Below are 21,836 nucleotides of genomic sequence, written 5' to 3' on the forward strand. Positions count from 1 at the left end.
TCAGCCGTACAGATACGAGGGAGCGTGAGCATGGACGCAGCGCGTGCCAGGAAGCTGGCCGACCGCATCCAGCAGGTGGTCGCGGAGATGCTGGAGCGGCGGATCAAGGATCCGCGGCTGGGGTTCGTGACGGTGACAGACGCGAGGGTCACCGCGGACCTGAGCGACGCGACCGTCTACTACACGGTCTTCGGCTCCGAGGCGGAGCGGGCCGACACGGCCGCCGCCCTGGAGAGCGCCAAGGGCATCATCCGCTCCGAGGTCGGACGGCAGACCGGCCTGCGGCACACTCCCAGCCTCACGTTCGTGCACGACCCCCTCCCCGACAGCGCCCGCCACATGAACGACCTCTTCGAACTGGCGAAGGCGAAGGACGCGGAGATCGCCCGCCAGTCGGAGGGCGCGCAGTTCGCCGGCGACTCCGACCCCTACCGCTTCGAGGAGGACCTCGACGCCGAGGCGGCCGAGGAGGCGGGCGAGGACGAGCCCACCGGCCAGGCGGGGCGCCCCGCCCGGTGACCACGAACGAAAGCGCCGTCGGCGAGGCGGACTGGCGGCGCGCGACCGAACTGATCCGTGCGGCCGACACGCCGGCGCTCGCCTGCCACGTGTCCCCGGACGCGGACGCCCTCGGCTCGATGCTGGGCCTCGGGCTGGCGCTTGCGCGTACGGGCAAGAAGGTCGTCGCGTCCTTCGGTGACCGCGTATTCGCCGTGCCCCGGCTGCTGCGGTTCCTGCCCGGTCAGCACCTGCTGGTGGAGCCCCCGGCCTACCCCGCCGAGCCCGACCTGATGATCACCTTCGACGCCTCCACGATGGAGCGGCTGGGCCTGCTCGCGCCCCACGCGGGCAAGGCCGGCGAACTCCTCGTGATCGACCATCACGTGTCGAACACCCGCTTCGGGACGGTCCACCTCGTGGATCCCGGGGCGGCCTCGACCACGATGGTCGTCGAGGAGCTCATCGACCGGCTCGGCCTCCCGATCGACCGGGAGGTCGCCACCTGCCTGTACGCGGGGCTGGTGACCGACACCGGCTCCTTCCGGCACTCCATCACCACCCCGGCCGCGCACGCCCTGGCCGGCCGGTTGCTGGCCACGGGGCTGCGCCCGGAGGAGATCGCCAGGGACCTGTGGGACCGCTCGCCGTTCGCGTACCTGCGGGTGCTCGGCACGGCGCTCGGGCGGGCCACCCTGGAGCCGGACGCCGTAGGCGGCCTGGGGCTGGTGTGGACCTACGTGACCCGCGCCGACCGCGCCGCGGAGGGCCTGCCGTACGACGAGGTGGAAGGTATGATCGACGTCGTGCGCCGGGTCGACGAGGCGGAGGTCGCGGTCGTGCTCAAGGAGGACGACGAGGGCGGCTGGAACGTCTCGACCCGGTCGAAGGGCACGGTGGACGTGGCCCGGGCCTGCGCCGCGCTCGGCGGCGGCGGTCACCCGCGTGCCGCCGGGTTCTCCTCGGCGCTGACCGTGGCGGACACGATGGCCGCCCTGCGTCCCCTCCTCGCTCCGGAAGGGAGCCGGTCGTGAGCACGGCCAAAGCCAGAAGGACCCCGCCGCCGAGCGGTCTGATCATCGTGGACAAGCCCGCCGACTGGACGTCGCACGACGTCGTCGGCAAGATGCGCGGCATCGCGGGGACCCGCAAGGTCGGCCACGCGGGCACGCTCGACCCGATGGCCACCGGCGTGCTGGTGGTCGGGGTGGAGAAGGCGACCCGCCTCCTCGGGCACCTCGCGCTGACCGAGAAGGTCTACGAGGCGACGATCCGCCTGGGCGTGACGACGAACACCGACGACGCCGAGGGCGAGGTGGTCGCCACCACCCTCGCCGGGCACGTCACCGACGAGCAGGTGCGCAAGGGCGTCGCCGCGCTCACCGGCGAGATCATGCAGGTGCCGCCGCAGGTGAGCGCCATCAAGGTCGACGGGCAGCGGGCCTACAAGCGGGCCCGCGCCGGCGAGGAGGTGGCACTGGCCGCCCGGCCGGTCACGATCCACGCGTTCGAGGTCGGGGAGATCCGGCGGACCCCGGAGACGGTGGACCTGGACGCGGTGATCACCTGCTCCAGCGGCACCTACATCCGGGCGCTGGCCCGCGACCTCGGTGCGTCGCTCGGCGTCGGCGGCCATCTCACCCGGCTGCGCCGCACCCGCGTCGGGCCGTACGGCATCGAGGCGGCGCGCACGATCGAGGACCTGGCCCGGGAGTGCGTGATCATGCCCATGGCCGACGCGGTGGCGGCGGCCTTCCCCCGCAGGGACGTGGGCGAGGACGAGGCGCGGCTGGTCGCGCACGGCGGGAGGCTGCGCGCGGCGGGCCTCGGGACGGGCCCGATCGGCGTCTTCGGGCCCGACGGCGCGCTGCTCGCGCTCGCCGAGGAGCGCGGCGGGACGGCCAGGCCTCTGGTGGTCTTCGCCTCCTGACGCCGGGGGCTGGTTCCCCGGCACCCCGCGGGGCATGGCAGTCTTGTCTACTGCGCTTCCGATGCGGGGCAACTCAGCCGCCTTGCCGAAGGCGAGGCAATCAGACACGAAGCGAGGTCGAGGTGCAGAGCTGGCACGGGCTGGACGAGGTCCCGCAGGACTGGGGCAGGTCCGTCGTCACGATCGGCGTGTTCGACGGTGTGCATCTCGGTCACCAGCGGATGGTGGCCCGCGCGGTGGACATGGCCCGCGACCTGGAGCTGCCCGCCGTGGCGGTCACCTTCGACCCGCACCCCGACGAGGTCGTGCGGCCGGGCAGTCATCCGCCGCGGCTCACCACCACCGACCGCCGGGCCGAGCTGCTCTTCGCGCTGGGCATGGACGCGGTGTGCGTGCTGCCGTTCACGCTGGAGTTCTCCCGGATGTCGCCGGACGAGTTCGTCCAGACGGCTCTGGTCGACCGGCTGCACGCGGCGGGGGTCGTGGTGGGGGAGAACTTCCGCTTCGGCCACAAGGCGTCGGGCGACCTGGAGACGCTGCGGACGCTGGGGGAGAAGTACGACTTCCAGGCCGAGGGCGTGCCCCTGGTCAGCGACGGCGACGCCATCTCCTCCACGGTGATCCGGGAGCGGCTGGCCGTGGGTGACGTCGCGGGCGCGGCCGTCCTGATGGGCCGCCCGCACCGGGTCGAGGGCGTGGTGGTCCGGGGCCACCAGCGCGGCCGGGCGCTCGGCTTCCCCACCGCCAACGTCGAGTCGCCGCAGCACACCGCCATCCCCGCCGAGGGCGTCTACGCGGGATGGCTGCAGTGCACCCAGAGCCCCTCGCCGTACGAGGGGGAGCGCTGGCCGGCCGCGATCTCGATCGGGACCAACCCCACGTTCGACGGGGTGGAGCGAACGGTCGAGGCGTACGCGCTGGACCGCGACGACCTGGACCTGTACGGCGCGCACGTGGCCGTGGACTTCGGCGAGCGGCTGCGCGACACGCTGAGGTTCGACTCGATCGAGGCGCTGATCGAGCAGATGCACGCCGACGTCGCCAGGGCCCGCGAGTTCACCTCCTGAACCTGCTGCGTGGCGCGTCGTGACTGGATGTGTCCGACGAGCTGGTAGGGTTGTATGTCAGCCATGCTCAGGTGGTGTGAGCCACCCGGCTGTCCTGTCACGGCGACTGTAGGCACGCACGGTCGTTCGCGGGATGGGAACCGTTGCGCGTGCCATTTCACCAGAACGGAGAAGCAGTGTCGCTTGACGCCGCTACCACCAAGTCCATCATCAGCGAGTACGGCACCACCGAGGGTGACACCGGGTCGCCGGAGGTCCAGATCGCGCTTCTGAGCAAGCGGATCAGCGACCTCACCGAGCACCTGAAGACGCACAAGCACGACCACCACAGCCGTCGTGGTCTGCTCCTGCTGGTGGGCCGCCGGCGCCGGCTGCTGAAGTACCTGCAGGCCAAGGACATCACCCGCTACCGCTCCCTCATTGAGCGGCTGGGCCTTCGCCGATAAGGTGAGGAAGGAGCGGCGATTCTTCGCCGCTCCTTTTCCATAACCGGCCACAATGGCCTGAGCACAACAACCGAATAGCCGAGACCAAGTGCCCCGCGTCCGCAAGCAAGCCGCAGCGCGATCCCGCGGCGTGAGAGGGCCGGTCCTCGGTAGTGGCCCCCGGTCGGCACGGCGACAGCCGTGCGGACGGACCGGGCGCTTCGATCGAAGACCGGCACTGCACCTGAACGGGGAGCCCGGCGACGCAGGACGCGGGAGACCGACCCAAGAGGAGGTCCCCCGTGGAGGGTGTCCACAGCACAGAGGCCGTTATCGACAACGGTCCCTTCGGCACGCGCACGATCAGGTTCGAGACCGGGCGGCTGGCCCGGCAGGCGGCGGGCAGCGCCGTCGCGTACCTGGACGACGAGACGATGATCCTGTCCGCGACCACCGCGTCCAAGCATCCCAAGGAGAACCTGGACTTCTTCCCGCTGACGGTCGACGTCGAGGAGCGGATGTACGCGGCCGGCCGCATTCCCGGCTCGTTCTTCCGCCGGGAGGGCAGGCCGTCCGAGGACGCGATCCTCACCTGCCGTCTCATCGACCGGCCGCTGCGCCCGTCGTTCGTGAAGGGCCTGCGCAACGAGATCCAGATCGTCGCGACGGTCATGGCCCTGCACCCCGAGCACCTGTACGACGTGATCGCGATCAACGCCGCGAGCATGTCCACGCAGCTCGCCGGGCTGCCGTTCTCCGGCCCGATCGGCGGCGTGCGCGTCGCGCTGATCGACGGCCAGTGGGTGGCGTTCCCGACCCACACCGACCTGGAGCGCGCCACGTTCGACATGGTCGTCGCCGGGCGCGTCCTGGCCGACGGCGACGTCGCGATCATGATGGTCGAGGCCGAGTCGACCCGCGACACGCTCAAGCTGGTCGCCGATGGCGCGGTCGCCCCGACCGAGGAGGCCGTGGCCCAGGGCCTGGAGGCCGCCAAGCCGTTCATCAAGGTGCTCTGCGAGGCCCAGTCGAAGCTGGCCGAGGTCGCCGCCAAGCCGACCGCCGAGTACCCGATCTTCCTCGACTACCAGGACGACGCCCTGGAGGCCGTGACCGCCGCCGTGAAGAGCGAGCTCGCCTCGGCGCTGACGATCGCGGGCAAGCAGGAGCGCGAGCTGGAGATCGAGCGGGTCAAGATGCTGGCGGCGGAGAAGCTGCTGCCCGACTTCGAGGGCCGTGAGAAGGAGATCGGCGCCGCGTTCCGGTCGCTCACCAAGAAGCTGATGCGCGAGCGCGTCATCAGCGAGGGCGTCCGCATCGACGGCCGCGGGCCGAAGGACATCCGGCAGCTCAACGCCGAGGTCCACGTGGTGCCGCGGGTGCACGGGTCGGCCCTGTTCGAGCGGGGCGAGACGCAGATCCTCGGCATCACGACGCTGAACATGCTGCGCATGGAGCAGATGATCGACACGCTCAATCCCGAGCGGACCAAGCGCTACATGCACAACTACAACTTCCCGCCGTACTCCACGGGCGAGACGGGCCGCGTCGGTTCGCCGAAGCGCCGCGAGATCGGCCACGGCGCGCTGGCCGAGCGGGCGCTGATCCCCGTGCTGCCGACGCGTGAGGAGTTCCCGTACGCCATCCGGCAGGTGTCGGAGGCGCTCGGATCGAACGGCTCGACCTCCATGGGGTCGGTCTGCGCCTCGACGATGGCCCTGCTCGACGCGGGTGTCCCGCTCAAGGAGATGGTCGCCGGCATCGCGATGGGGCTCATCGGCGAGGGCGACACCTACGTCACGCTGACCGACATCCTCGGGGCCGAGGACGCCATGGGCGACATGGACTTCAAGGTCGCCGGCACCAAGGACGTCATCACCGCGCTGCAGCTGGACACCAAGCTGGACGGCATCCCGGCCAGCGTGCTGGCCGCCGCGCTGAAGCAGGCGAGGGGCGCCCGGCTCGCGATCCTCGACGTGATGCAGGAGGCGATCGACTCCCCGGCGGAGATGAACCCGACCGCGCCTCGCATCATCACGATCAAGGTCCCGGTAGACAAGATCGGCGAGGTCATCGGCCCGAAGGGCAAGATGATCAACCAGATCCAGGACGACACGGGCGCCGAGATCACCATCGAGGACGACGGCACGATCTACATCGGCGCCACCGACGGCCCGTCCGCCGAGGCCGCCCGTACGCTGATCAACGGCATCGCGAACCCGCACATGCCGGAGGTCGGCGAGCGTTACCTGGGCACGGTCGTCAAGATCGCCGCCTTCGGCGCGTTCGTCTCGCTGCTGCCGGGCAAGGACGGCCTGCTGCACGTCTCGCAGATCCGCAAGCTGCACGGCGGCCGCCGGATCGAGAACGTCGAGGACGTCATGAACGTCGGCGAGAAGATCCAGGTGGAGATCGCCGAGATCGACTCGCGTGGCAAGCTCTCGCTGGTCCCGGTCGAGGTGGTCGAGAAGGAGGCCGCCGAGAAGGCCGCCGCGGACGAGAACGGCGAGGCCGCGCCCGCTCCGGCGGAGGCCGCCGCCGCGCCGGCGGATGAGGAGCAGCCGCGAACGCCGCGGCGCAGCCGCAGCCGCACCCGTGGCGGTCGGGACGAGCGCAACTCGTGACGACTGAGACACTGTTCCCGGGCAAGGACGGTGCGGGGGTCATCCGCCGCACCGTCCTCCCCGGCGGCCTGCGGGTCGTGACCGAGACGATGCCGACCGTGCGCAGTGTGGCGGTCGGCCTCTGGGTGGGCATCGGGTCGCGCGACGAGGCCCCCGAGCACATGGGGGCCACCCACTTCCTGGAGCACCTGCTCTTCAAGGGCACGCCCACGCGCGACGCCATGGAGATCTCGGCGTCCATCGAGGGCATCGGCGGTGAGATCAACGCGTTCACCGCCAAGGAGTACACCTGCTACTACGCCCGGGTGCTCGACGAGGACCTGCCGCTGGCGATCGACGTGCTCGCCGACGTGGTGACCTCCTCGCTGATCACCGAGGAGGACGTGGAGTCGGAGCGCGGCGTGATCCTGGAGGAGATCGCCATGCACGACGACGACCCCTCCGACGTGGTGCACGAGCAGTTCTCCGCCGAGCTGTACGGCGACACGCCGATCGGCCGCCCGATCCTCGGCAACGAGGAGTCGATCAACGCGCTCAGCCGTGACCGCATCCGCGAGTACTACCAGCGGTTCTACGTCCCGCCCCGCACGGTCGTGTCGGTGGCGGGCAACATCGACCACGAGCAGGTGGTCGCACTGGTCGCGGCGGCGTACGAGCGGGCGGGCGCGCTGGGCGGCTCCGCCGCGCCCGCGTCCCCGCGCATCGGCGGCCCCGGCGTGGACGTCAGGACCGGTGTCCGGGTGGTCGACCGGCCCACCGAGCAGGCCAACCTGGTCCTCGGCATGACCGCCTTCCACCGCAACGACGACCGGCGCTTCGCCCTCGGCGTCCTGAACGCCGCGCTCGGCGGCGGCATGTCGTCGCGTCTGTTCCAGGAGATCCGGGAGAAGCGCGGCCTTGCCTACAGCGCCTACAGCTACACCTCGCAGTACGCCGACACCGGCCAGTTCGGCATCTACGTGGGCTGCCTGCCCTCGAAGGTGGACGACGTGCTGAAGATCTGCCGTGACGAGGTGGCCAGGGTCGTGGCCGAGGGGATCAGCGCCGACGAGATCGCCCGCGGCAAGGGCCAGATGCGCGGCGGACTGGTGCTCGGCCTGGAGGACACCGGCTCGCGCATGTCCAGGATCGGCAAGAGCGAGCTCGTGTACGAGCGGCTCATGACGGTCGACGAGGTGCTCGGGCGGATCGAGGCGGTCACCCCCGAGGAGATCGCCGCGGTCGCGGAGGACATCCTCAACCGGCCGCTGACGCTCGCGGTGATCGGTCCCTACACCGACAAGGACTTCGGCTCCGCCATCGCCTGACCGTGCCGTTGGAGGCCGCGCCGATGCTCTTCCGCACCGGCGCGGCCTCGTCGTTCCTCCCCCTACGGCTCTCGCCTGAGGCGGCCCCTCCCGCCGCACGGGACTCGGGCGCGTCGGTCCGCTCCTCGCCGTCCCGCCTCCCACCGTCACGTATAGCCTTGGGCGCGTGATTAAGGTCGGTGTTCTGGGCGCCCGCGGGCGCGTGGGTGTGGAAGTGTGCAAGGCCGTCGCGGCGGCCGATGACCTGGAGCTCGTGGCGGAGGTCGACAAGGGCGATCCGCTCGACGCGCTGACCGGGGCCGAGGTGGTGGTGGACTTCACCCACCCCGCCATCGTCATGGGCAACCTCGAGTGGTGCGTCTCCCACGGCATCCACACGGTCGTGGGCACGACTGGTTTCGACGCCGGACGGCTGGAGACCGTGCGGGGCTGGCTGGCCGCCAACCCCGGCACGAACTCGCTCATCGCCCCCAACTTCGGCATCGCGGCCGTGCTGATGATGCACTTCGCCGCGCAGGCGGCCAAGCACTTCGAGTCGGTCGAGATCGTCGAACTGCACCACCCGCACAAGGCCGACGCCCCCTCCGGCACCGCCCGCCGTACGGCGGAACTGGTGGCGCGGGCGCGGCGCGAGGCGGGTCTCGGCCCCTCTCCCGACGCGACCACCACCGCACTCGACGGCGCCAGGGGCGCGGACGTCGACGGCGTCCATGTGCACGCCGTACGGCTCGCCGGGCTGATCGCCCACCAGGAGGTCATCCTGGGCGGCGAGGGGGAGACCCTCACGATCCGGCACGACACGATGAACCGGGCGTCGTTCACGCCGGGCGTCCTGCTGGGCGTACGCCGCGTGCAGGGGCTCGACGGCCTCACCGTGGGCCTGGAGCGCCTTCTCGACCTGTAGTAGTCGCGCCCGCCGCCCGGCCTGGACGTCATCCCGGACAGGGCCGGGCGGCCTCTCGTCGTTGCGCGGTCGACCGGCTCAGCGCCGGTCGACGGCGGCCCGGTGAGCCGGCGGTGAGGGAACGGTGAGCGGTCCTCGTCAGTGTTGAGCCATCGCCGGATCCACCGGGGATCGGCCTCAGAGAGGGAACACGACGATGGGCGAGCTGAGCGGCAAGACGGCGCTGGTGACGGGCGGATCGCGGGGGATCGGGCGCGCGGTCGCGTTGCGGCTGGCCGGCGAGGGGGCTCTGGTCTGCGTCCACTACGGCGGTGACGAGGACGCGGCCAAGGAGACCGTGGCGCGGATCCTGGACGCGGGTGGCCGGTCGTTCGCCGTACGGGCCCGGTTCGGTGAGGACGGCGCGGTGGACAGGCTGTTCGAGGGGCTGACCGCAGGGCTGGCGGAACACGGCGTGAACGGCCTGGACATCCTGGTCAACAACGCGGGCATCGCTTCCACCAGCCCTATCGCGCAGGTCACCGAGGAGGAGTTCGGCAGGCTGCTGGCGATCAATGTGAGCACCCCGTTCTTCGTGATTCAGCGGGCACTGCCGCTGCTGAACGACGGCGGCCGGATCATCAACATGGGCTCGACGGCCAGCCGGTTCGCGGTCACCATTCAGATCGGTTACACCATCAGCAAGGCGGCGCTGGAGTCGATGGCCCCGACGCTGGCCAACGAGCTGGGCAGGCGCGGCATCACCGTGAACACGGTCGCGCCCGGCGCGGTCTGGACCGATATGACCATCGGCTACACCTCGATGCCCGAGGTGGTGGCGGGGCTGGAGGCGATGGTCGCGCTGGGGCGGCTCGGCGAGCCGGAGGACGTCGCGGACGTGGTCGGGTTCCTGGCGGGTCCACGCGGCCGGTGGGTGACCGGGCAGACCGTCGACGTGTCGGGCGGGACCTACCTGGGGCCCATCGTCCCCGCGTGATCTCCACTGTGATCTTCCCTCGGGGGATATCGCGGGATAATCACGGGCATGCGGTTCGGAATCCTCGGCGAGACCCGGGTGTGGCGCGACGACGGGACCGAGGTCCCCCTGGGCGGACCGGCGCGGCGCGCGCTGCTGGCGCTGCTGCTGATCCGCCCCGGTCAGGTGGTGTCGTCCGACCGGCTGATCGAGGAGATCGATCCCGACGGCGCGCTGTCGGCGCACGCGCTGCAGTCGCAGGTGTCCCGGCTGCGCACCGCGCTGGGGCCGGCGGCCGCGATCGAGCGGAGCGGCGCGGGATACCGCGTCGTCGTCACGGACGACGACGTGGACGCCTGCCGGTTCGAGCGGCTGGCCGGGCAGGGCCGGACGGCGTTGCGCGACGGCGAGGCGGAACGAGCGGTGACGCTGCTGCGCGAGGCGCTGGACCTCTGGCGCGGCCCCGCGCTGGCCGAGCTCACCGAGAGCGAGACGGCACAGGCCGCCGCGATGCGGCTGGAGGAGCTGCGGCTGGCGGCCCTGGAGGACCGGATCGAGGGCGAGCTGCGGCTCGGCGAGCATCGCGCCGCCATCGCGGAGCTGCGCGAGCTGGTCGGCCGCCACCCGCTCAGGGAACGGCTGGCCGGATTGCTGATGCGCGCGCTGTCCGCCGAGGGCGGGCAGGCCGAGGCGCTGGTCGTGTTCGAGGAGAGCAGGCGCCACCTGGCAGAGGAGCTGGGCGCGGATCCTTCGCCCGAGCTGGTCGCGCTGCACCGGGAGTTGCTGAGCGTCGATCCTTCGCCGTCGCCGGCCGCGCCGCCCGCCCAGCTGACCTCCTTCGTCGGCCGCGACGAGGAGGTGGCGGAGGTCGCCGGCCTGCTTCGGGTGGCCCGGCTGGTCACGTTGCTCGGCCCCGGCGGTGTGGGCAAGACCCGGCTGTCTGTCGAGGTGGCCGGGGTGGCGGCCGACGAGGTGTGCTTCGTGGAGCTGGCCGCGCTGGCCACGCCGGGCGACGGGGCCGGGCCGGCGCGGGCGGTGCTCGGCGCGCTCGGCCTGCGCGAGAGCGGGCTGCAGGTGGGGGACGGCCCGCGGACGCCGGTCGACCGCCTGATCGCGGCGCTGTCCCACCGGGTGCTCCTGCTCGTGCTGGACAACTGCGAGCACGTGGTCGAGGAGGCGGCCGCGCTGGCGGCGCGGCTGCTGGCGGCCTGCCCCTGGCTGCGGGTCCTGGCCACCAGCCGTGAACCGCTGGGAGTCATCGGCGAGCACCTCTACCAGGTGCGTCCGCTCGACGGCGACGCCGCGGTGCGGCTGTTCGCCGACCGGGCCCGCGCCGTGCGACGCGGTTTCGCCGCCGACCCTCGGCGCGTACGGCGAGTCTGCGCGGCTCTGGACGACCTGCCGCTGGCCGTCGAACTCGCGGCTGCGCGGCTGCGCTCGCTGGACCTCGGCGAACTCGAGGGGCGGCTGAACGACCGGCTCGCGATCGCGTCCCGCGGCAGCCGCCCGGCCGACGGCCGGCACCGGACGCTGCGTTCGGTGGTCGCGTGGAGCTGGGACATGCTGACCGAACCCGAGCGGCGAGCCGCCCGGCGGTTCACCGTCTTCGCGGGAGGCGCGACGGCGGAGTCGGCGCGGCAGGTGTGCGGAACGGACGCCGAGACGCTGGAGTCGCTCGCCGACAAGTCGCTCCTGGAGGTCTCCCGCGGCCGCTACCGGATGCTGGAGACGATCCGCGCCTACGGCACCGAGCGGCTCGACGAGGCGGGCGACCGCGAGACGGCGCTGCGCGCCCACGCCCGGCACGTCCTGGAGCTGGTGCGGACCGCCGATCCGCACCTGCGGCGGGCGGAGCAACTGGAATGGCTGCCGCTCCTCGTCGCCGAGCACGAGAACCTGCTGGCGGCGGTGCGCTGGGCGGTCGAGGCCCGGGAGATCGCGACGGCGCTGGAACTGCTCGCCGCGGCCTCGGCCTACCTGTGGATCCGGGGCGCGTCCGCCGCGGTCGCGCCGTACGCGATCGGGCTGCTCGGCGCGCTCGATGACACGCCTCCGGACGGCCTCGGCGAGGAGTACGCGACGTGCGTGCTGCTGGGCGCGTTCGACCGCGCGACATGGCTCCGCCACCGCGCGGCGGCGGACAGGGCCCTGGCCGCCGCGTGGTCGGGCGACCGGCCGGGCCGCTACCCGGCGGCCCTGCTGACGTGGATGATGCGGAACGTCGGCGAAAGCGACGCGCAGGCCGCGTTCACCCTCCTGTCGGCTCAGCACGACAGCCCCGAGCCGTGGGTGCGGGCGGTCGCCCGATTCGTGTCAGGCTTCGGCGCCCTGGACGCGAGGGACGTCGCACCGGCGGAGCGTGAGTTCGGCGCGGCCGCCGAGGAGTTCCGCGTTCTCGGCGACCGATGGGGCGCCGCACTGACTCTGGACATGCTCGCCGGGCTGGCGGGCGGGCGTGGCGACCACGCGCGCGCGATCGCGCTGACCGATGAGGCCCTCACCCTGAGCGGGCGGCTCGGCGCCCAGGAGGACGCCGCCGATCTGCTGGTCAACCGGGGCGACTACCTCGCCGCCGCCGACGACGCGCAGGCGGCTCGCGCCGACTATGCGAAAGCCGCCGATCTGGCCCGCCGCGCCGGCAGCACCACCTGCCTGGGGGCGGCCCTGCGGGGACTCGGCGACATCGCCCTGCGGAAGGGCGACCTGGACGAGGCGGAACGGCTGTACACCGAGGCCGCGGAACGGATCGACCCCCACTGGATCAGAAGCCTCGGCAACCGGGTGCGCACGCTCGCCGGGCTGGGCCGCGTCGCCGAAGCGCGCGGCGACCACGCCACGGCCCGGACACGCTACCGGGAGGCCGCCGAGGCCGCGGCGGCGAGCGGCTCGGCCCCCGACGCGCTGCGCCTGCTGGGACTTCCCGATGCCCTTTCCGATGCCCTCGCAGAGGCGGTGAGCCGGCGGTGAGCCTCCGGTGAGCCCTCACCGGCAGGCTCTCTGCCATGGACAACGCAATGACGAACCGCAGCGTGCTGATCTCCGGTGCCTCCGTCGCCGGCCCCGCCCTCGCCTACTGGCTCCACCGCCACGGCTTCACCCCCACCGTCGTGGAGCGCGCCCCCGCGCTGCGCGACGGCGGCTACGCCGTCGACTTCCGGGGTGAGGCGCACCTGTCGATCCTGCGCCGGATGGGCATCCTGGACGACATCGAACGCGCCCGCACCGGCATGGGCTCCATGTCGTACGTCAACAGCGCCGGCAAGCCGCTGGCCAGGATGCCCGCCGACCTGTTCGCCGGAGACGTCGAGATCCTCCGCGGCGATCTGGCCCGCATCCTCTACGACGCCACCAAGGAGCACACCGAGTATGTCTTCGGCGACTCGATCACCTCGCTCACCGAGGACGCCCACGGGGTGACGGTCACCTTCGAACGTGGCGCGCCGCGCCGGTTCGACCTGGTCGTCGGCGCCGACGGCCTGCATTCCATCACCCGCCGCCTGGCCTTCGGACCCGAGGAGGACTACGTCAGGCACCTGGGGCTCTACTGCGCGATCTTCACCACCGCCAACCACCTCGGTCTCGACCACACCGGCCACGTCTACCGCACCGCCAACAAGCTGGTGGCGATGTACAGCGCGCGCCGCAACACCGAGGCCAAGGCCGTCTTCTACTTCGGCTCGCCGATCCTGGACCTGGACCGCCGCGACGTGGCCCGGCAGCAGGCCGTCCTCGCCGACCAGTTCGCCGGCAACGGCTGGCAGAGCGATCGGCTGCTGCGGGAGATGCGCGTCGCGCCGGACTTCTACTTCGACTCGGTCGGCCAGGTCCGCATGGACTCCTGGACCCGGGGGCGGGTGGCTCTGGTAGGCGACGCCGCCTACTGCCCGTCCTCCCTGTCCGGGATGGGGTCCGGCCTCGCCCTGGTCGGCGCGTACGTCCTGGCGGGTGAACTGGCCGCCGCGCACGGCGACCACCGCGTCGCGTTCGCCGCCTACGAGCGGGAGATGCGCGAGTACGCGGAGGGCTGCCAGAAGATGGGCGACGGCGTGGCCAAGCTCATGGTCCCCGGCAGCCGATTCCTGGCCTCGGCCCTCAACCGCTACTACAAGATCATGCCCTACCTGCCGGGAAAGAACATGGCCACCAAGATCGCCCGCAAGACCGCCGAGAACATCACCCTCCGCGACTACGCCGAAGTCAGCGCAGCTCGACCGTGACGTCTGCCTCGGCGAACATGCCCGCCCGCGGGGGACCGGCCGGATCGCAGCCGAGCAGCGTGTAGCGCTCCGGTTCCGGCAGCGGCTCGGGTGCGACGAACATCCCGTCGACGTCGGCGCAGACCCCCACCGCGACGTCCGTGTCGCCCGTGTACCCGTCGACCAGCAGCCACCGCAGCGGCAGGTGCCGGTCCCAGGTCCACAGGTGTTCCATCGGATTCCCAGCCAGACGCGGGCGCGGTCAGAACAGGGCCAGGCCGAGGGTGAACAGGGCGCCGAAGACCAGTTGCAGGCGGCCCGTCTGCTGGAGCGTCGCGATGAGCGCGGGACCGGTCGCCCCCGAGCGGACCGCCCTGATCGGGGCCACCACGAAGGGGAGCGCCAGCACGGTCAGCGCGGCGAAGGGCCGCACCGGCACCAGGGCGAGCGCGAACACGAAGGGCAGCACCAGGGTCGCCGAGTAGGACAGGCGCGTGCGGCTGTCACCCAGCACCACGGCCAGCGTGCGCTTGCCGGAGGGGCCGTCGGTCACGATGTCGCGGAGGTTGTTGACCATGAGGAGCGCGCAGGCGAGCAGCCCCACGGGCACGGCCGCGGCCAGCGAGAGCCAGGTCAGCCGCTCCACCTGGACGTACGTCGTCCCGGCGACGGCCACGATGCCGAAGAACACGAAGACCGAGATCTCCCCGAGCGCGCGGTAGCCGTACGGGCGGGAGCCTCCCGTGTAGAACCAGGCGGCCAGGATGGAGGCGAGGCCGACGAGCAGCAGCCACCACGCGCGGGTGGCGACCACCAGGACGAGCCCGGCGACCGCGGCGGCGAGGAAGCAGCCGAGGGCGGCGGCGAGCACCTGCTTCGGGGCCGCGACGCCCGAGCCGACCAGCCGCAGGGGCCCGACGCGGTCCTTGTCGGTGCCCTTCACGCCGTCGCTGTAGTCGTTGGCGTAGTTGACGCCGATCTGCAGCGCCAGCGCGACGAACAGTGCGAGCAGGGCTCGCCACCAGACCGCGCCGTCCTCCGCGACGGCGGCGCCGGTGCCGACGGCGACCGGGACGACGGCGGCGGGCAGCGTACGGGGGCGTGCGCCCGCTAACCATTGAGCTGGGGTGGCCACGTGACTCCCTTTTCCTACCTGTGCGTAGCCGGTGAAGGCGTACCTAGTTTGGCCAATCCCCTGTCAAGTCGTGACAGCGGGGTTGGCGGAGGCGACACCGCCGGGGGCGAAAGCCGTACGGACGGGCGGAAAGGGAGGTCACTCAGCTGATGTCGGTGGTGAGGCGGATCATCCTGATCGGGCGGCCCATGTCGAGGACGCGCTCGGCCTCGTCCTCGCCCCAGCCGGCCGACTCAAGGAAACCGATCATCTGGTGGTTGTCGGCGAAGACCCAGGTGACGACCGTGTTGTAGCCGTCCTCGCGCAGGTGGTCGACCGTGGCGTTGAGCAGCCTGCTGCCGTGTCCGCGCCTGATGTGGTTGGGATCGACGAGCAACGTCATCAACTCGGCCGTGGTGGCCGGGTGCAGATCGGGGTCCTCGGCGGGTCCGTGCGACGCCAGCCCCACGACCCGGTCGGAGGCACGCTGCGCCGCGGTCGCCAGGATGCCGCCGGGGCCGAGCGCGGTGAACGCGTCGGTGTCGGGCACCACCCGCTCGACGGCGACGAGCAGACGGTGACGGGGCGTGGGCGGCGAGAGGATCGCCTCCTCCCACTGGCGGCGCCACATCTTCTCCGCCGCCGGCCCGGTCATCTGCTCCAACGGGATCGGTGGCAGGAAGTCGCGATAAACCGCCTTCCACGCCCGGATCTGGGTGCTGGTCACCGCGTCGACGTCCTCGAGGCGGGCAGCTCTAACACCCATTCGGCGGGCTCCTTTCTTAGCCTGTAACACCGTACTGGTCAGGAGGGCCTCGGCGTACCTTCCGCCTGGCGTCGTGCCCGATATGCCCGGGTTTTTGTGCGGTTTCCGCAGACGCGCATGGAGCACCAGGAGCGAGACCGGTTTTTCGAGGAGTCGATGAACGCCCATTGACAGGTGCTCTCGGCGCAGACCTTCAGCCGTGGCCAGGTGCCGTCGGCGTGGGCGGCCGGGATCAGCGCCGCGAGCCGTGTGAGCCCGCCCGCCACTCCGGACCTCACGGGCTCGAGCGCCGGCGTCCCCGCCGAGAGCGTCACGCGGACCGGCAGTCCCGCCAGCGCCGCGTCCAGCCCCTCCGGAACCTCGTACGGACCTCCGTCGTGGTTGCCGCGCAACGCGGCCCGCAGTCCTTCGCGCAGCTGGGTCGCCACCGCGAGGTCCTCGTCGGCGGCGCGGTCGTCGTCGCCGATCAGCCCGCGTTCGCGCAGCCAGACGGACAGTTCGGCCGGCGAGGCCAGCTCGTCGGCGTCTCCCTCGACGTCGTAGGTGTTCACGAAGTCGCGGAGCAGCTCCGCCGGGCCCGTCATGATCGATCACCCCTCGTGACCACTGTACGACAGTCGGAGGTCGCGAAATACCAACACCATCGCAAGCGTTTCACTGGTGTCGGCTATTCCGAGGAGGATTCCATGCGTGTCGGCTACCTGGCCTATCTGGCATCGCGAAACAAGGAGCGCCGCGAGCGCGTGTCGGAGGAGCGCCGGCGAGCGGAGGCGCCGATGACCCAGGGATCTAGAGTCCGAGCCGCCGCACCGCGGTCCGCCAGTTCTTGGCGATAGCCTGCTGCGCCTTGGCGAGCGGCACCTCGCCGTGGCACACGGCCCTCCACAGGGTGAGCTCGACCGCGTCCTTGTCGGCCGGGGTCTTGCCCTTGCCCGCCAGAACCGGCTGGGGCCACAGGTTCTTCGCGCTCTTGGGCGACCCGCCCAGGGACAGCGGGATGAGGTGGTCCTCCTTGTAGTGCGACGGCCTCCTGTCCGCGTAGCCGTACTGGGCGATCTGCGTGACGCGCAGCGCGTTGGCGTAGCTCACCGGAGGCGCGACCTTCCTGCTGTAGCCGGGGCTGCAGATCGTGGACTTGATCGTCTCCTGGGTGACCGCGGGGTTACGCGTCCCCGGCTGGCACTTCGGGTCCGGCAGCGGCAGGTACTTCTGGGAGCATTTCGACCCCGCCGGCCTCGCGGTCGGCGTGGGCTTCGGGGTCGGCTTCGGGGTCGGCTTGGCCGTCGGCTCCTGTGTCGCGCCGCCGGAGGAGCCGGCCGGCTTCCACCGCCAGTAGGAGCCGTCCTGCACACAGCGGTAGGAGTCGCCGTCCTCCGAGGTTCCGTTCCTGCCGTGCGCCGCCGCCGGGCAGAAGGCGCCGGGCGTGACGCATTCCCAATGGTCCCCGACCTGGTGGTAGCAGCCCGCCGAGGCGGAGGAAGTCCCGGTGGGGGCGGCCTCGGCGGCGAACGGGACGACGAGCAGGCCGGCTGACGCGAGCACGGCGCATAACGCGATCAACAGAGAGCGGACGCGCACGGTGTCTCCTCTGTGAGGGGGTTGAAGGGCGACAGAGAAAAGACGACTCAGCCGGGGCGAAGGTTCACCAGTGGGACTGATGTGGCTCGCGGGACAGGACCGGGGCGAGGCGGCGGATGCCCTCTTCCAGCTCGGGCAGGCCGGTCGCGGCCGTGTGGGTCAGCCGCAGCCGCGGTCCCGGGGGCTCGGCGGGGTAGTAGATGCGCCCCGGGCTCACCAGCACGCCCCGCGCCTGCGCCGTCTCGACCACCTCCGCCTCGTCGGTGCCGGGCGGCAGCCGTACCCAGACGTGCAGGCCACCGGGAGGCGCCAGGTGCACCTCGGCGGCGGGCGCGTGGCGGGCGAGCCCGGTCAGCAGCGTGGCCTGCCGCACGCCGATCTCCTGCCGGACGGTGCCGATGTGACGCCGCCAGGCGGTGGAGCCCACGAACTCCACGGCCGTCTCCTGCAGGGGCCGGGCGACGAAGAACGACTCCACCACCTGGCAGGCCCGCAGCCGGTGCGCGGCCGGGCCCCGCGCGGTCAGGCCCGCCACTCGCAGACTGGGCGATGTGATCTTGCTCAGCGACAGGATGTGGACCACCGTGCCGTGGGCGTCCATGGTCACCATGGGCGGCGGGACCGGTCCTGTGGCCAGATATCGCGCGTAGTCGTCCTCGATCACGAACGCCCCCGCCGCCCGGGCCACGGCGAGCACCTGCTCCCTGCGCTCGCGGGTCAGCGTCGCCCCGGTGGGATTGTGCAGCGTCGGCTGGCAGTAGAACACCCGCGCCCCCGTCATAGCGAACGCCTCCGCCAGGAGGTCGGGCCGCACGCCGTCCTTGTCGAGCGGCACCGCGCTCGCGCGCAGTCCGGCCGCCTTGGCCGCCGCGAGCGCGCCCGGGTAGGTGGGGGTCTCGACAAGGATCGGCGAGCCGGGAGCCGCCAGCGCGCGGAACGCGAGAGTGAGCGCCGACTGTCCGCCGCTCACCACGAGCACGTCGTTCTGCGTCACCGCGCCGCCGACCTCCATGGCGAACCACCGGCGCAGCTCCGGCAGGCCGTTCAGCGGCGGCATGCTCCACGCCTCCGGCCGGCGTACGGCTCTCGCCGCCGCCGCGGCCAGCCCCTTGACCGGGCGCAGCTCGGGGTTGAGATAGCCGCCCGTGAGCGGCACGACACCGTCGGGGGGCTGGGCCAGCAGGCTCGCCGTCGCCGAGTCGTCCACCACCCGGTCGCCCAGGGCCACGGTCTGCCACGACAGGTCGGGCGCCTCCGCGACCGGCCGCCGGGCCGGGGCCACGAACACGCCCGCGCCGGGACGGGTGACGACCCGGCCCTCCGCCGCGAGCTGCGCGATCGCCCGCGAGACCGTCACCGGGCCCACGCCGTGGCGGCGCATGATCTCCCTGCTGGACGGCAGCCGTTCGCCCGGCCGCGACCGTTCCGTCTCCTCCCGGAGTATCGCGGCGAGACGGACGATACTGCTATCGTCATGCATGAAAGCTGACGATAGCGCTATTGACCTCCTTCCGATAGCGGACGCTCCCGCCGCGAATGCCCCTCGCCGCCTGGCATGGCGGGGCAGCCTCCTGGCGGGCGCGGGCGTCCTGTCGTTCTCGGGCTCGTTTCCCGCGACCGTGTTCGCGATGCGGGGGTTCGATCCGTACCTCGTCGCGATCGGGCGCGCCGCGCTCGCGGCGCTCGCCGCGGTGATCTGCCTGAAGGCCGCCGGGGCGCCGCTCCTGCCGCCCCGCGCCCACCTGCGGTCGTACGCGATGATCGCGCTGGGCGTGGTTCTCGGCTTCCCGCTGTTCAGCGGCCTGGCCCTGGACGGCGGCGCGAGCACGGCCCACTCGGCCGTCGTCATCGGCCTGCTCCCGGCCGCCACGGCCGCGTTCGCCGTGCTGCGGGCGGGGGAGCGGCCGAAACCCCTGTTCTGGGTGGCCTGTGCGGCCGGCGCGCTGTCGATCACCGTGTTCACGCTGACCCGGGGGACCGGCCGCTTCGCCGGGGCCGACGTGCTGCTCGTGCTCGCCCTGCTGTCGGCCGCCGTCGGCTACACCGAGGGCGGACGCCTCGCGCGGGAGACCCCCGGCTGGCGCGTCATCTCGTACGCCCTGGTGCTCGCGGCCCCGCTCACCGTGCCCGTGACGGCGGTGCTGGCGATCACCACGCCCATGGAGCCGTCGGCCGAGTCGCTGGCCGGGTTCGCGTACGTCGGGCTGGTGTCGATGTTCCTCGGGTTCATCCCGTGGTATGCCGGGCTCGCGATGGGCGGGATCGCCCGTGCCGGCCAGATCCAGCTCGCCCAGCCGCTGATCACGCTGGTGTGGGCCTGGCTGCTGCTGCACGAGGAGATCGGCGTCGCGACGATCGCGGCGGCCCTGGCCGTGCTCGTGTGCGTGGCGGTCACACAAGCCAGCCGCGGGCGGCGCGGTGTGGCCACTTGATTGGTGTGACGGCACGGCGCAGGATGAGGCTGACGGTGTTACAAGATGGGGTTACGCAAGCGAGCCGGTCACACGCACGCGGGATGGTGAGGCGATGTCGGACGTCGTGGTTCCTGAGGGTGGTTTCTGGCCGGCGCCCGAGATCCCGCAGCCCAACATCTACCCGATGGAGTGGCGGGTGGAGACCGAGAAGCTCGCGGCGATCTACGAGAAGTCCAAGCGGATGGTCTGGAACCCCGCCGACCTGCCGTGGAACCTGCTCGATCCCGGCCAGTTCACGGCCGAGCAGCGGCTGGGGATCATGTACTGGTTCTCCGTGCTGGCCAACTTCGACGCCTCAGGCCCGGCCGTCTTCGCCCGCGCCACCATCCAGGCGTTCGAGAAGCACGAGGAGGATCCCGTACGCAAGTGCTTCTTCTCGATCACCCGTGACGAGATGAACCACGAGGAGTGCTGCCAGCGCGCGATCGCGCGGCTGTGGCCCGGCGGCCCGCTCGACTGGCAGCCCTCCACCGACCTGGAGCGGGCGGCGCACAACAATATCGGCTGGCTCTACCACAATGGCGGGCGCTACTGGAACGGCTACAACGCGGCCGTGGGCAAGTACTCGCTCGCCGTGCTGTTCACGAGCTTCATGATGGGGGAGATGGCGGCCTCGACGCTGTTCCGGGGGATGGCCTCCGGCACCGAGCACCCCCTGTTCTCGGACATGTTCCACAAGATCGGCCGGGACGAGTCGCGGCACCTCCAGATCTGCATGACGATCCTGGAGAACGAGTGGCCCGGGCTCACCGACGACGTACGCGGCCTGATCACGCGGCAGCTGCGCGCCGGGTTCGTGTTCCTGTCGATGATCCTGTGGGAGCCGCCCGAGGGCTTCTGGGAGCTCCCGCCGTACTTCCTGCACAACCACCGCGTGCTGATGGACCACGCGCGGGAGGGCGGCCTCGGCGTGCTGTCGTACGAGGAGCAGGCCGACAACTGGCGGGTGGCGATGGCCCGCGTACGCGCGATCGTCGAGCGGTGGGGGATCGAGTTCCCCGCGATCCCGGAACTCGACATCGACGGTGTGGATGTCGACGTCATCGACCCGGAGGACATCATCCCGGTGTTCTGAGCCCTATCGAACGGCGGAACGCAGGGCCGCGATCAGCGCGACGACGGCGGGGTGGCCGCCGGCGCCCCGGCGGAAGGCGACACGGGTGCGGCGGCGCATCGACAGCGCGGTCAGCGTGACGCCTTCGGGCGGGTCGGCGGTGCCCAGCTCCGGCACGAGCGCCACGCCCTGCCCGACGGCGACCATCGCCAGGACCGTGGCGAAGTCGTCGATATGGTGGCGTACGCGAGGGGAGAAACCGGCCGCCTGGCAGGCGCGCACGGTCATCGCGTGGCAGAGCGTGCCGGGGGTGGAGACGATCCACGGCGCGTCCCGGCAGGTGAGGAGCGTGGCCGCGTCCCCCTCGCCGCTCACGGTGTGCACGGTGGCCAGGTACATGGGTTCGTCGAGGAGGGGGACGGCGTCCAGGGCGAGGTCGGGCTCGGCCGGGACGAAGTCGTACTCGTGGACCAGGGCGACGTCGAGCTCGCCGGCGCGCAGGCGCGGCGCGACCTCGGCCGGGTCGACCTCGTCCACCATCGGATCCAGGCTCGGGTGGCTGCGGGCGAGCGCCGCCAGGGCGGAGGGGAGGATGGCGCGGGTCGCCGTGGGAAAGGCGCCGATCCGCACGGTCCCGGCCAGGTTGGTTCCGGACAGGTCGGTCCTGGCCGCGGCGAGTTCCGCCGCCGCCTGCTCCAGCCGTTCGAGGACGGCCTCCGCGTGCCGCACCAGCGCCACGCCGGCGGGGGTGAGCACGACCCGGCGTCCGGTGCGCTCCAGCAGGGCGACCCCCGCCTCGCGTTCCAGCGCGGCGAGCTGCTGGGAGACGGCCGAGGGGGTGAACGTCAGCGCCTCGGCCACCGCCGCGATCGTGCCACGGTAGGCGAGCTCACGGAGCAGGCGGAGCCTGCGGACATCGAGCATCAGCGCAGGCGGAGCCTGTG

Annotated in this window: 20 protein-coding genes; 13 read left to right on the top strand and 7 right to left on the bottom strand. The window is 71.9% G+C overall.

Annotated features, from left to right (window positions below; genetic code table 11):
* The first annotated feature begins 30 nt into the window (after positions 1 to 30).
* The 11 genes from rbfA (at position 31) to FH610_RS20145 (ending at position 13,927) form a co-directional block, all read left to right on the top strand.
* A complete protein-coding gene (gene rbfA / locus FH610_RS20095) occupies positions 31 to 519 on the top strand; it encodes a 30S ribosome-binding factor RbfA (RefSeq protein WP_139576061.1) in 489 nt (162 codons plus the stop codon).
* Positions 516 to 1,532, top strand: coding sequence for a DHH family phosphoesterase (locus FH610_RS20100; RefSeq protein WP_139576062.1), 1,017 nt, complete (start codon positions 516 to 518; stop codon positions 1,530 to 1,532). Before rbfA ends, FH610_RS20100 begins: the two co-directional genes overlap by 4 nt.
* Complete coding sequence (gene truB, locus FH610_RS20105) at positions 1,529 to 2,428, top strand: tRNA pseudouridine(55) synthase TruB (RefSeq protein WP_139576063.1); 900 nt, start codon at positions 1,529 to 1,531, stop codon at positions 2,426 to 2,428. Before FH610_RS20100 ends, truB begins: the two co-directional genes overlap by 4 nt.
* A gap of 122 nt (positions 2,429 to 2,550) precedes the next feature.
* Positions 2,551 to 3,495 carry a bifunctional riboflavin kinase/FAD synthetase gene (locus FH610_RS20110; protein ID WP_139576064.1) on the top strand — a complete coding sequence of 315 codons (945 nt, stop codon included), beginning with the start codon at positions 2,551 to 2,553 and terminating at the stop codon, positions 3,493 to 3,495.
* A 176-nt stretch (positions 3,496 to 3,671) separates the two neighbouring features.
* Entirely contained in the window at positions 3,672 to 3,941 is a 270-nt protein-coding gene (gene rpsO, locus FH610_RS20115; RefSeq protein ID WP_139576065.1) for a 30S ribosomal protein S15, read from the top strand.
* A gap of 281 nt (positions 3,942 to 4,222) precedes the next feature.
* The gene (locus FH610_RS20120; RefSeq protein ID WP_139576066.1) at positions 4,223 to 6,544 is read left to right on the top strand and encodes a polyribonucleotide nucleotidyltransferase; all 2,322 of its coding nucleotides are present in this window, start codon (positions 4,223 to 4,225) and stop codon (positions 6,542 to 6,544) included.
* Positions 6,541 to 7,851, top strand: coding sequence for a M16 family metallopeptidase (locus FH610_RS20125; RefSeq protein ID WP_139576067.1), 1,311 nt, complete (start codon positions 6,541 to 6,543; stop codon positions 7,849 to 7,851). Before FH610_RS20120 ends, FH610_RS20125 begins: the two co-directional genes overlap by 4 nt.
* Before the next feature lie 166 nt (positions 7,852 to 8,017).
* Positions 8,018 to 8,755: a 4-hydroxy-tetrahydrodipicolinate reductase gene (gene dapB, locus FH610_RS20130; RefSeq protein WP_139576068.1), complete on the top strand. Its 738-nt coding sequence runs from the start codon at positions 8,018 to 8,020 to the stop codon at positions 8,753 to 8,755.
* Between the two features lie 196 nt (positions 8,756 to 8,951).
* Positions 8,952 to 9,731 (top strand): SDR family NAD(P)-dependent oxidoreductase, encoded by a 780-nt coding sequence (locus FH610_RS20135; RefSeq protein WP_139576069.1) that lies wholly within the window; start codon positions 8,952 to 8,954, stop codon positions 9,729 to 9,731.
* A gap of 48 nt (positions 9,732 to 9,779) precedes the next feature.
* Positions 9,780 to 12,677 (top strand): ATP-binding protein, encoded by a 2,898-nt coding sequence (locus tag FH610_RS45250; protein WP_139576070.1) that lies wholly within the window; start codon positions 9,780 to 9,782, stop codon positions 12,675 to 12,677.
* 35 nt (positions 12,678 to 12,712) lie between these two features.
* A complete protein-coding gene (locus tag FH610_RS20145; RefSeq protein WP_240809077.1) occupies positions 12,713 to 13,927 on the top strand; it encodes an FAD-dependent monooxygenase in 1,215 nt (404 codons plus the stop codon).
* Here the strand turns inward: FH610_RS20145 and FH610_RS20150 are convergent.
* From FH610_RS20150 to FH610_RS20175, 6 genes are all read right to left on the bottom strand, one after another.
* Positions 13,908 to 14,141, bottom strand: coding sequence for a hypothetical protein (locus tag FH610_RS20150; RefSeq protein WP_139576071.1), 234 nt, complete (start codon positions 14,139 to 14,141; stop codon positions 13,908 to 13,910). The genes FH610_RS20145 and FH610_RS20150 overlap by 20 nt on opposite strands.
* Before the next feature lie 27 nt (positions 14,142 to 14,168).
* Complete coding sequence (locus FH610_RS20155; RefSeq protein WP_139576072.1) at positions 14,169 to 15,041, bottom strand: 1,4-dihydroxy-2-naphthoate polyprenyltransferase; 873 nt, start codon at positions 15,039 to 15,041, stop codon at positions 14,169 to 14,171.
* Between the two features lie 142 nt (positions 15,042 to 15,183).
* On the bottom strand, positions 15,184 to 15,786 hold the full coding sequence (locus FH610_RS20160; protein ID WP_139576073.1) for a GNAT family N-acetyltransferase: 603 nt from the start codon (positions 15,784 to 15,786) through the stop codon (positions 15,184 to 15,186).
* Positions 15,787 to 15,824: 38 nt separating this feature from the next.
* A complete protein-coding gene (locus FH610_RS20165; RefSeq protein WP_139576074.1) occupies positions 15,825 to 16,370 on the bottom strand; it encodes a CGNR zinc finger domain-containing protein in 546 nt (181 codons plus the stop codon).
* A 205-nt stretch (positions 16,371 to 16,575) separates the two neighbouring features.
* Positions 16,576 to 17,364 carry a hypothetical protein gene (locus FH610_RS20170; protein WP_139576075.1) on the bottom strand — a complete coding sequence of 263 codons (789 nt, stop codon included), beginning with the start codon at positions 17,362 to 17,364 and terminating at the stop codon, positions 16,576 to 16,578.
* Between the two features lie 64 nt (positions 17,365 to 17,428).
* A complete protein-coding gene (locus FH610_RS20175; protein ID WP_139576076.1) occupies positions 17,429 to 18,844 on the bottom strand; it encodes an aminotransferase-like domain-containing protein in 1,416 nt (471 codons plus the stop codon).
* On the opposite strand from FH610_RS20175, the gene FH610_RS20180 reads away from it, so the two are divergent.
* Positions 18,843 to 19,796 (top strand): DMT family transporter, encoded by a 954-nt coding sequence (locus tag FH610_RS20180; protein ID WP_139576077.1) that lies wholly within the window; start codon positions 18,843 to 18,845, stop codon positions 19,794 to 19,796. The two genes, FH610_RS20175 and FH610_RS20180, sit on opposite strands and share 2 nt — an antisense overlap.
* 94 nt (positions 19,797 to 19,890) lie before the next feature.
* Positions 19,891 to 20,913: a hypothetical protein gene (locus tag FH610_RS20185; RefSeq protein WP_139576078.1), complete on the top strand. Its 1,023-nt coding sequence runs from the start codon at positions 19,891 to 19,893 to the stop codon at positions 20,911 to 20,913.
* 3 nt (positions 20,914 to 20,916) lie between these two features.
* Here the strand turns inward: FH610_RS20185 and FH610_RS20190 are convergent, their stop codons facing one another.
* On the bottom strand, positions 20,917 to 21,816 hold the full coding sequence (locus tag FH610_RS20190) for a LysR family transcriptional regulator (RefSeq protein WP_139576079.1): 900 nt from the start codon (positions 21,814 to 21,816) through the stop codon (positions 20,917 to 20,919).
* Positions 21,817 to 21,836 lie beyond the last annotated feature (20 nt).

Origin of the sequence: Microbispora catharanthi, from assembly GCF_006334915.2 — a bacterium.
Taxonomy (GTDB): domain Bacteria; phylum Actinomycetota; class Actinomycetes; order Streptosporangiales; family Streptosporangiaceae; genus Microbispora; species Microbispora catharanthi.

What these genes read in the sequence shown, in the direction of transcription:
- FH610_RS20145 (WP_240809077.1), top strand. Translation starts at nt 12,713, where the DNA reads ATGGACAACGCAATGACGAACCGCAGCGTGCTGATCTCCGGTGCCTCC.
- FH610_RS20150 (WP_139576071.1), bottom strand. Translation starts at nt 14,141, where the DNA reads ATGGAACACCTGTGGACCTGGGACCGGCACCTGCCGCTGCGGTGGCTG.
- FH610_RS20165 (WP_139576074.1), bottom strand. Translation starts at nt 16,370, where the DNA reads ATGACGGGCCCGGCGGAGCTGCTCCGCGACTTCGTGAACACCTACGAC.
- FH610_RS20180 (WP_139576077.1), top strand. Translation starts at nt 18,843, where the DNA reads ATGAAAGCTGACGATAGCGCTATTGACCTCCTTCCGATAGCGGACGCT.
- FH610_RS20185 (WP_139576078.1), top strand. Translation starts at nt 19,891, where the DNA reads ATGTCGGACGTCGTGGTTCCTGAGGGTGGTTTCTGGCCGGCGCCCGAG.
- FH610_RS45250 (WP_139576070.1), top strand. Translation starts at nt 9,780, where the DNA reads ATGCGGTTCGGAATCCTCGGCGAGACCCGGGTGTGGCGCGACGACGGG.
- FH610_RS20190 (WP_139576079.1), bottom strand. Translation starts at nt 21,816, where the DNA reads ATGCTCGATGTCCGCAGGCTCCGCCTGCTCCGTGAGCTCGCCTACCGT.
- FH610_RS20160 (WP_139576073.1), bottom strand. Translation starts at nt 15,786, where the DNA reads ATGGGTGTTAGAGCTGCCCGCCTCGAGGACGTCGACGCGGTGACCAGC.
- FH610_RS20175 (WP_139576076.1), bottom strand. Translation starts at nt 18,844, where the DNA reads ATGCATGACGATAGCAGTATCGTCCGTCTCGCCGCGATACTCCGGGAG.
- rbfA (WP_139576061.1), top strand. Translation starts at nt 31, where the DNA reads ATGGACGCAGCGCGTGCCAGGAAGCTGGCCGACCGCATCCAGCAGGTG.
- FH610_RS20135 (WP_139576069.1), top strand. Translation starts at nt 8,952, where the DNA reads ATGGGCGAGCTGAGCGGCAAGACGGCGCTGGTGACGGGCGGATCGCGG.